We start from the raw sequence: 8,519 nt of genomic DNA, 5'->3' as shown, positions 1-8,519 counted from the left end.
GGCGAAGTCGACGTTGATCAGACCCGAGGTGGGCCGCAAGGCCGCCGAGGACCACAAGGACGAGATCGAAGAGGTGCTCAAGGGCGCCGACATGGTCTTCGTGACTGCCGGCGAGGGCGGCGGAACCGGCACCGGTGGCGCACCCGTCGTCGCGAGCATCGCCCGCAAACTCGGCGCCCTCACCGTCGGCGTCGTCACGCGTCCGTTCTCGTTCGAAGGCAAGCGGCGCGGGAGCCAGGCAGACAACGGCATCCAGTCGCTGCGCGAATCCTGCGACACGCTCATCGTGATCCCCAACGACCGGCTGCTCCAGCTCGGGGACGCCGCGGTGAGCCTCATGGACGCCTTCCGTTCCGCCGACGAGGTGCTCCTCAACGGCGTTCAGGGCATCACCGACCTCATCACCACCCCGGGTCTGATCAACGTCGACTTCGCCGACGTGAAGGGCGTGATGTCCGGCGCGGGATCCGCACTCATGGGTATCGGCTCGTCGCGGGGTGAGGGTCGCGCGATCAAGGCCGCCGAGGCCGCGATCAATTCGCCGCTGCTCGAAGCGTCGATGGAAGGCGCACGGGGCGTGCTGCTCTCCATCGCCGGCGGTTCGGATCTCGGCCTGTTCGAGATCAACGAAGCGGCATCGCTCGTGCAGGAAGCCGCGCACATCGACGCCAACATCATCTTCGGCACGGTCATCGACGACTCGCTCGGAGACGAGGTGCGGGTCACCGTAATCGCCGCCGGCTTCGATGCCGGCACTCCCGCCCGCCGACCGGTGGAATCCGCTCAGCCGGCACAGACCACCACCCGCTCCGCGGGCATCGGGGCCGGTCGGGCCGGTGAACTCGGCCGTTCCGAGCGTGAGAACGCGGACGCGGTTTCGTCCCGGGAACCCGCTTCCACGCCGGTGGGCGGCGGTCTTCCGCCGACGACCGGTGGCGCTCAGCCGCGTCCCGTCGACGACGAGGACGACGGCGACGACGTGGACGTGCCGATCTTCATGCGCCGTTGACCGATTCGCACTTCGGGTTGCGTTCTCGCCGGGTCGTGACCACACGAGCCGGCGGGATCTCGGCCCCGCCCTACGACAGTTTCAACCTCGCCGGCCATGTCGGCGACGATCCCGCGGCTGTGGCCGCCAATCGTCGCCGCCTGGCATCGGTGATCGGCTTGCCCGAAGAACGCTTCGTCTGGATGGAGCAGATCCACAGCCGGAACGTGACGGTGGTGGACGGCCCGGTGCAGGGGGAGGTTCCAGCAACCGACGCCCTCGTGACACGGGCGACGGATCTTGCCCTCGTTGCCCTCAGCGCCGACTGTGTGTCGATTCTGCTGTCGGACGACGAGGCGGGGGTCATCGCGGCGGTGCACGCGGGGCGTGTCGGTGCCCGGATCGGGATCCTCCCGCGCGTACTCGACGTGATGCGCGATCTCGGCGCACGACCGGAACGCATTGCCGCGCTGCTCGGTCCGGCCGCCAGTGGGGCCAACTACGAGGTTCCGGCCGCGATGCGTGACGACGTGGAGGCGCATCTCCCCGGCAGCGCCACCCGAACAGCCCGTGGCACACCCGGTCTCGACCTCCGCGCGGGACTGAGGAGGCAACTCCTCGACCACGGTGTCACCTCGGTCGCCGAGGACCCGCGGTGCACGATCGAGGATCCGATGTTGTTCAGCCACCGGCGCAGTGCGCCCACCGGCCGGTTCGCCTCGGTGATCTGGCTCGAGGACACCACCGCGGGCGGTGCGAAGGAGGACCCGGCGTGAACTCGGCCGAACAATCCCCGCAGGATCGCCGCGTGGAGCTTTCCGGCCGATTGCAGGCGGTGCGAGAGCGTCTCGCTGCTGCAGCCCGCGCGGCAGGACGCGATCCGTCGGAGGTCTCACTGTTGGTGGTGACCAAATATTTTCCCGTCACCGATGCGGTTTTGCTCCACGAACTGGGTTGCCGCGCTTTCGGGGAGTCCCGGGAGCAGGAGGCGGCGGCGAAGATCGCGCAGTTCCGCGAGAGGGTGCCGGACGAGGTCGAGTGGCACATGATCGGCCGGCTCCAACGGAACAAGGCGCGTGCCGTCGCACGCTGGGCGCACACGGTCCATTCGGTCGACAGTCTTCGGCTCGCCGGCGCTCTCGCCAAAGGTGCTGCCGCCGCGCAAGATTCAGGGGAACGCTCCACGCCGGTCCGGGTGCTGCTCCAGATCAGCCTCGACGGCGACCGCGAGCGCGGTGGGGTGGTCGCCGACGAACTGGACTCCCTTGCCGATGCCGTCGCCGATTCCGGTGAGCTCGAACTCGGGGGAGTGATGGGTGTCCCGCCACTCGGGTGGGAACCGGACGCGGCCTTCGAACGCCTGGCGGAACTGCACGCGCGGTTGCTCCAGCGATATCCCGGCGCGACGGAGCTGTCGGCGGGCATGTCGGGTGATCTTGAACACGCGGTGCGATGGGGATCCACTTGTGTGCGTGTCGGAACGGCTGTGCTGGGTATACGGCCGTTAGCCTGATGGGAACCGCCACGTGAGGGAAGGGCGATCGATGAGCACGCTCCACAAGTTCAAGGCCTACTTCGGAATGGTGCCGCTCGAGGATTACGAGGACGATTACCTCGATGATCCGTCGAGTGCGCGCCGTGAGCGGGATCGCGACTACGGCGAACCGCCGTACTCCTCGTACGCCCCGTCGCACCGCGACGAGTACCCGCCCGTCCGGCGTGACGACAGCGTCCGTGAATTCGCGGACGACGACTTCGATCGCTACGAGCCGCCGACCCGGGCTCCCCGGGTCGAGCCGATCACGGCGCGGGCACCCCGATCCGTAGCGCCGGCACGTGTGCCGGCCCGTTCGGCGCTCGGCGCCGAAGCTCGACTCGACCGCGTGGAACCCCGCCGCGGCGCTCTGTTCGACGAAGGTGGACCGTTGTCGAAGATCACCACCCTGCGACCCCGGGATTACGGGGAGGCACGCACCATCGGCGAGCGGTTCCGCGATGGCACGCCGGTGATCATGGATCTGGTGGAGATGAGCAACGCCGACGCCAAGCGACTCGTCGACTTCGCGGCCGGCCTCGCCTTCGCCTTGCGGGGTTCTTTCGACAAGGTCGCGACGAAAGTGTTCCTTCTCTCGCCCGCAGATATCGACGTCTCCGCCGAAGAACGCAAGCGCATCGCGGAGACCGGCTTCTACAACCAGCAGTAACCGACGCGCGCCGTCACCCTCACGGCTCGCGAACACGCCCGGCCATGATGCAGATCACTGCAGGCCGGGCGTTTCGGTTTGGCTAGCTTGTGTTCGTCGGGCATTGTGGAAACGTGGCCGTATTCGAGGTGCTCTGGTTCCTGCTCTTCATCTTCTGGCTTCTGCTGATCGGGCGGATCATCGTCGAGTTCATCAGGACTTTCGCTCGGGACTGGAAGCCCTCGGGTTTCGTCGTGGTGGTGCTCGAGGCAATCTTCACCGTCACCGATCCGCCGGTGAAGTTGTTGCGGCGGTTGATTCCGCCGCTCAATCTCGGCGGTGTCCGGCTCGACCTTTCGATCATGGTCCTGCTGTTCATCGTGTACTTCCTCATGGCGTTCCTGCCGCGTGGCGGGGTTGTATGACGCGCCGTCCCGGCGCGGCCACGAGGCTCGTGACGACCGCGATGTGCCAGAATGGGAAGCCGGATACAGTGAGTTTTGATACGCGTGACGCACTGTCGATAACACCGAACGCCTGCTTGACCGCTTATTTGACGCGTGAAGGGACCCTTCCATGCCGCTGACACCAGCTGATGTGCACAATGTCGCGTTCAGCAAGCCCCCTATCGGGAAGCGCGGATACAACGAGGACGAGGTCGACGCATTCCTCGATCTCGTCGAGCAGGAATTGACCTCCCTGATCGAGGAGAACGCCGACCTCCGTCAGCGCGTGGCCGAACTCGACCAGGAGCTGGCCGAGGCCAAGAAGGCCCCGCGCTCGGCGTCCTCCGCTCCGGCAGCACAACAGGCCAAGCCCGAGCCGGCACGGGTGGTCGAGACTGCGAAGCCGGAACCCGCACCGACGCCGGCGCCCGTGGCGGCTGCCGCGCCGACGAGCGGTGACGCCAGCATGCAGGCCGCCAAGGTGCTCGGACTTGCCCAGGAGATGGCCGACCGGCTCACCGGCGACGCCAAGACCGAGGCCGAAGAGCTCGTACGCAACGCGCGGACGAACTCGGAGCAGCTCGTCTCCGACGCGCGGACGCGCAGCGAAGCGATGATTGCCGACGCACGCCAGAAGTCCGACGCGATGCTGTCGGATGCGCGTACCCGGTCCGAGACGCAACTGCGTCAGGCCAAGGAGAAGGCCGATGCCCTCCAGGCCGACGCGGAGAAGAAGCACACCGAGATCATGGCGACGATCAACCAGCAGCGTTCGGTGCTGGAAGGACGAATCGAGCAGCTCAAGACGTTCGAGCGCGAGTACCGCGTCCGCCTGAAGTCGTACCTCGAATCGCAGCTCGAGGAACTCGAGCAGCGTGGCTCCGCGGTGCCCGTCGACGGCGGCCAGGATGCGTTCAATCAGTCCAATTCCTCGTCCTTCGGTTCCACGTCCTTCGCGAAGGGCACCAACTGACCGAGCTCTACGGTCGCTGTTGCCCCGCGGTTGAGGAGGAGCGTCGTGCTGGTCGTGACGCTGGTGCTCGCAGCAATCGGATTCGGTCTTCTCGTCATTGCGCTGATGACCGGTTCGGTGGTGTGGGCGTGGGGCTGCATCGCGGTGTGCGTGGTGGGGGCGGTGCTCCTGCTGGTCAGCGCACTCGGCGCGCGTAACGCGTCGGCAGGCGATCGCGCCGCCCGAACGGGCCGCTCGTCGTCTCGCACGCCGAAGAAGGCCCCGGAAGACCAGGGTTCCTCGGACGAGTGATCGCTCCCTACAATGGGAAGCGCACAATCGTCGAAGATGAGTAGTACCCCCGCACAGCGGGGCGGCGTCGATCCGGCCATCACCGGGGAGCCTTCGGAAGAACAGCGATGCACCGCTCGTGTGGGCACCGCTCAGTAGAACCGAACGGGTGGGCCCGTCACAGCCCGAAGAACGAGTGGCTCGTTCCGCAGGAGCGAGCAAGCGGGGTGGTACCGCGGTGACCGTGCGAAGGGCACGGTGATCGTCCCCGTGCCGAAGACACAGGCACGGAGGTATCAACGCTGTGACCGACAATCACGCTGCATCGGATCGCACCCCGGAACCCACGGCGACGCCGGCGGAAGGCAGCGGGTATCCCCGAGTGGACTACGGGCTCCCGCGCGATTCCGGCGTCGACTTTCCCGACCTCGAGGAACGGGTCCTCGCACACTGGGCGAAGGACGACACGTTCCGGGCGTCGCTCGAGCACCGCGCCGGCGCCGAGGACTACGTGTTCTACGACGGCCCGCCGTTCGCGAACGGTCTGCCGCACTACGGCCATCTCCTCACCGGGTACGTCAAGGACCTCGTGCCGCGGTTCCAGACCATGCGCGGCAAGAGGGTCGATCGCCGATTCGGGTGGGACTGCCACGGACTTCCCGCCGAGCTCGAGGCGGAGAAGCAACTCGGCATCACCGACAAGTCGCAGATCGACACGATGGGTCTGGCGGAGTTCAACGAGTACTGCAAGCAGTCGGTGCTGCGGTACACGGGCGAGTGGCGCGACTATGTCACCCGGCAGGCCCGGTGGGTCGACTTCGACAACGACTACAAGACGCTGGACCTGGACTTCATGGAGTCGGTCATGTGGGCGTTCAAGTCGTTGTACGACAAGGGCCTGATCTACCAGGGTTTCCGCGTGCTGCCCTACAGCTGGTACGAGCAGACTCCCTTGTCCAACCAGGAGACCCGTCTCGACGACGCGTACAAGATGCGTCAGGACCCGGCCGTCACCGTGGACATGGTGCTGCGGGCACCGGGCAGCGAGCTCGACGGGGCGAACGCGCTGATCTGGACCACGACGCCGTGGACGCTGCCGTCCAACCTCGCGATCGCGGTACACCCCGACATCACCTATGTCGCGGTGCGGGCGGGCAGCGGTGACGAGGCCAAGACCTATCTGCTCGCGAAGGACCGGCTCGGCCATTACAGCCGCGAGCTCGGAGACGAGCCGGAGGTGCTCGCCGAGTACACCGGAGCGGATCTGGTCGGTCTCGCGTACGAGCCGCCGTTCGATTTCTTCGTCGGCCGGGACAACGCGCACCAGGTGATCGCCGCCGACTACGTCACCACCGACTCCGGTACCGGAATCGTCCACCTCGCACCGGCTTTCGGTGAAGAGGACATGGAGTACTGCCAGCGCAACGGCATCGAACTGGTGCAGCCGCTCGACCCGGGTGGCAAGTTCACCTCGATGGTGCCGCCGTACGAGGGCCTCCAGGTCTTCGACGCCAACCCGGTCATCATCAAGGACCTCAAGGCCGCCGGAAAACTCTTGCGCCACGAGACGATCGAGCACTCGTACCCGCATTCCTGGCGTTCGGGCCAGCCACTGATCTACATGGCGGTGCCGTCGTGGTTCGTCGCGGTCACCGAGTTCCGCGACCGCATGGTCGAGCTGAACAAGCAGATCACCTGGGTGCCCGAACACATCCGCGACGGACAGTTCGGTAAGTGGCTCGAGGGTGCACGCGACTGGAACATCAGCCGGAACCGCTACTGGGGCAGCCCGATCCCGGTCTGGGTGTCGGACAACCCGGAGTATCCCCGAGTGGACGTCTACGGCTCGCTCGACGAACTCGAGCGTGACTTCGGCGTGCGGCCCGACGATCTGCACCGGCCCATGATCGACCTGCTCACCCGGCCCAATCCCGACGATCCCACCGGGGCGTCGACGATGCGCCGGGTTCCCGAGGTGCTCGACTGCTGGTTCGAATCGGGCTCGATGCCGTTCGCGCAGGTGCACTACCCGTTCGAGAACACCGACTGGTTCGACTCGCACTTCCCCGGCGATTTCATCGTCGAGTACAACGGGCAGACGCGCGGCTGGTTCTACACGCTGCACGTCCTCGCGACCGCGCTGTTCGACCGTCCGGCGTTCAAAACCGTTGCTGCCCATGGCATCGTCCTCGGCGAGGACGGCCTCAAGATGAGCAAGTCGAAGGGCAACTACCCCGACGTCAACGAGGTGTTCTCCCGCGACGGCTCCGACGCCATGCGGTGGTTCCTCATGTCGTCGCCCATCCTGCGCGGCGGCAACCTGGTCGTCACCGAGCAGGGCATCCGCGAGGGCGTGCGACAGGCGCTGCTGCCGCTGTGGAACGCATGGAGCTTCCTGCAGCTGTACGCGTCGACCCCCGGAACGTGGCGCACCGACTCGTCGAACGTCCTCGACCGGTACATCCTGGCCAAGCTGGCCGAGACCCGCGACGTCATCACCGACGCGCTCGAGGCCGTGGACATCGCCGGTGCCTGCGACGAGTTGCGCACATTCTGTGACGCACTGACCAACTGGTACGTGCGACGGTCCCGCTCGCGGTTCTGGGACGAGGACCGCGACGCGATCGACACCCTGCACACGGTCCTCGAAGTCGTGACGCGGCTCGCGGCGCCGCTCCTGCCGCTGGCCACCGAAGTGATCTGGCGTGGGCTGACCGGCGAGCGCTCGGTGCATCTCGCCGACTGGCCCACCGCGGAGGAACTGCCCGCCGATCCCGCGCTCGTCACCGCGATGGACGAGGTCCGCGGTGTCTGCTCGACGGTGCTGTCGCTGCGCAAGGCACAGCATCTCCGCGTGCGGCTGCCGTTGCCGCTCGTCACGGTCGCGACACCGGGCTCGGCGCACCTCGAACCGTTCGTCGACCTGATCAAGGACGAGGTCAACGTCAAGAAGGTCGTGACCACCGACGACGTGGAAGCGCACGGCCGCTTCGAGATCGCGGTGAACGCACGGGTCGCCGGACCGCGCCTCGGTAAGGACGTCCAGAAGGTCATCAAGGCAGTCAAGGCAGGGGACTGGACCGAGTCCGAGGACGGCGTCGTCACCGCAGCCGGCATCGAGTTGCTGCCGGAGGAGTACACGAGCAGGCTCGTCGCGGCGGAACCGGAATCCACCGCCGCACTGCCCGACGGCAACGGGCTCGTCGTCCTCGACACGGCCGTGTCCGAGGAACTCGAGGCGGAGGGCTGGGCCAAGGACCGCATCCGGGAGCTGCAGGACGCGCGCCGCAACCTGGGTCTGGATGTGTCCGACCGGATCTCGGTGCAGTTCGAGGTTCCCGCAGACCGCGCCGAGTGGGCGGCCCGGCACCGTGATCTGATCGCCGGTGAAGTCCTCGCGACGACGTTCGACCTCGGCCCCACCGGACCGGACGCGATCGAGCTGGGTGAAGGAGTCCGCGCGTCCATCACCAAGGCGTGAAGGCGCGGGCGGGCAGGCGTGAGCGCGTCGGTGTGGGGCTCTAACCTGGAGACGTGCCCGCCTCCGTGAGTCGGCGCTGGGTTCTGCACCTGGACCTCGACGCGTTCTTCGCGTCCGCCGAGCAACTGACCCGGGCCCCCCCCCGCGCGGGCGCGGGGGCCCGCGGCGGGGGCGGCGG

Annotated in this window: 8 protein-coding genes; all 8 read left to right on the top strand. The window is 67.1% G+C overall.

The window, feature by feature from the left end; all coding sequences use genetic code 11:
- Window positions 1–1,009, top strand: a 1,009-nt coding sequence (gene ftsZ, locus TVH25_RS19690; protein WP_422425274.1) for a cell division protein FtsZ, incomplete at its 5' end; no start/stop codon positions are given.
- A gap of 17 nt (window positions 1,010–1,026) precedes the next feature.
- On the top strand, window positions 1,027–1,764 hold the full coding sequence (gene pgeF / locus TVH25_RS19685; protein ID WP_378527480.1) for a peptidoglycan editing factor PgeF: 738 nt from the start codon (window positions 1,027–1,029) through the stop codon (window positions 1,762–1,764).
- Window positions 1,761–2,501 carry a YggS family pyridoxal phosphate-dependent enzyme gene (locus TVH25_RS19680; protein WP_378527447.1) on the top strand — a complete coding sequence of 247 codons (741 nt, stop codon included), beginning with the start codon at window positions 1,761–1,763 and terminating at the stop codon, window positions 2,499–2,501. Before pgeF ends, TVH25_RS19680 begins: the two co-directional genes overlap by 4 nt.
- A gap of 31 nt (window positions 2,502–2,532) precedes the next feature.
- A complete protein-coding gene (locus TVH25_RS19675; RefSeq protein ID WP_422425273.1) occupies window positions 2,533–3,192 on the top strand; it encodes a cell division protein SepF in 660 nt (219 codons plus the stop codon).
- A gap of 113 nt (window positions 3,193–3,305) precedes the next feature.
- On the top strand, window positions 3,306–3,596 hold the full coding sequence (locus TVH25_RS19670) for a YggT family protein (RefSeq protein WP_169620156.1): 291 nt from the start codon (window positions 3,306–3,308) through the stop codon (window positions 3,594–3,596).
- A 151-nt stretch (window positions 3,597–3,747) separates the two neighbouring features.
- Window positions 3,748–4,590 carry a DivIVA domain-containing protein gene (locus tag TVH25_RS19665; protein WP_296549078.1) on the top strand — a complete coding sequence of 281 codons (843 nt, stop codon included), beginning with the start codon at window positions 3,748–3,750 and terminating at the stop codon, window positions 4,588–4,590.
- Between the two features lie 45 nt (window positions 4,591–4,635).
- Window positions 4,636–4,881: a hypothetical protein gene (locus TVH25_RS19660; protein ID WP_169620154.1), complete on the top strand. Its 246-nt coding sequence runs from the start codon at window positions 4,636–4,638 to the stop codon at window positions 4,879–4,881.
- 283 nt (window positions 4,882–5,164) lie between these two features.
- Window positions 5,165–8,341, top strand: a complete 3,177-nt coding sequence (gene ileS / locus TVH25_RS19655; protein WP_169620153.1) for an isoleucine--tRNA ligase — start codon at window positions 5,165–5,167, stop codon at window positions 8,339–8,341.
- Window positions 8,342–8,519: the final 178 nt, after the last annotated feature.

The organism is Rhodococcus sp. 7Tela_A2, assembly GCF_049311045.1.
GTDB lineage: Bacteria > Actinomycetota > Actinomycetes > Mycobacteriales > Mycobacteriaceae > Rhodococcus.
The sequence above is the reverse complement of the archived record's forward strand: the minus strand, read 5'-3'. Positions and strand labels throughout refer to the sequence as shown.

Bases quoted from the DNA above. Each gene is read 5' to 3' on its own strand.
- TVH25_RS19665 (WP_296549078.1), top strand. From the start codon at position 3,748: ATGCCGCTGACACCAGCTGATGTGCACAATGTCGCGTTCAGCAAGCCC.
- TVH25_RS19675 (WP_422425273.1), top strand. From the start codon at position 2,533: ATGAGCACGCTCCACAAGTTCAAGGCCTACTTCGGAATGGTGCCGCTC.